This window comes from Oleiphilus sp. HI0080, from assembly GCF_001635135.1.
Window position 1 is genome coordinate 1 of the sequence record NZ_LWFU01001182.1, and the last position, 776, is coordinate 776.

Annotated in this window: 1 protein-coding gene; it reads left to right on the forward strand. The window is 52.2% G+C overall.

The genetic code is table 11. The features are described 5' to 3' along the window. Nucleotides 1-776, forward strand: a 776-nt coding sequence (locus A3751_RS20965; RefSeq protein WP_197466582.1) for a deoxyribodipyrimidine photo-lyase, incomplete at both ends; no start/stop codon positions are given.

A 776-nucleotide genomic window follows, 5' to 3' on the forward strand; every position in this document is an offset into this window, starting at 1 on the left:
GGCTGCCTGAAAGCAAAAGAACCGAGAGTCCCTTTTGGCCGCGCGGATCTCACTGCGATCTCTACGCAGGAGGCTAATTCTCGTAACCTAGAAAGTCTGAGCGTGGACGAATTGGGTTTAATGCCGAGTATCGAATGGTATAAAGAGATCGATGCGCTATGGCAACCGGGAGAAGAGGGCGCAGCCAAGCGTCTTGAGCTCTACCTCGAAAACGCGGCGTTTCATTATCGGTCAAAGCGAAACTTTCCAGCCGTTGTCGGTACGTCGCAACTCAGTCCCTCTCTACATTTTGGTGAGTTGTCGCCCAATCAGGTTTGGTATGCAGCCAAACACGCATTCGAGATGGATATCGAAGACGAACACTTGGATACCTACTTGAGTGAGCTTGGATGGCGGGAGTACAGTCACTACTTGCTCTTCCATTTTCCGCAAATCACCAAAGACAACTTCAATCCGAAGTTCGATGCATTTACCTGGCAGAACGACCCCGCTCTGTTACGCGCTTGGCAAAGCGGTCAGACAGGAATTCCTATTGTCGATGCAGGTATGCGTGAGCTTTGGCGAACCGGATATATGCACAACCGAGTCCGTATGGTGGTTGGCTCCTTCTTGGTCAAAAACCTGAGGACAGATTGGCGCTTGGGGGAGGCGTGGTTTCGAGATTGTCTGCTCGATGCGGATTTGCCCGCGAATGTGGCGAGTTGGCAGTGGGTGGCAGGTTCAGGCGCGGATGCCTCGCCGTACTTTCGAATTTTTAATCCGGTACTGCAAGGCGA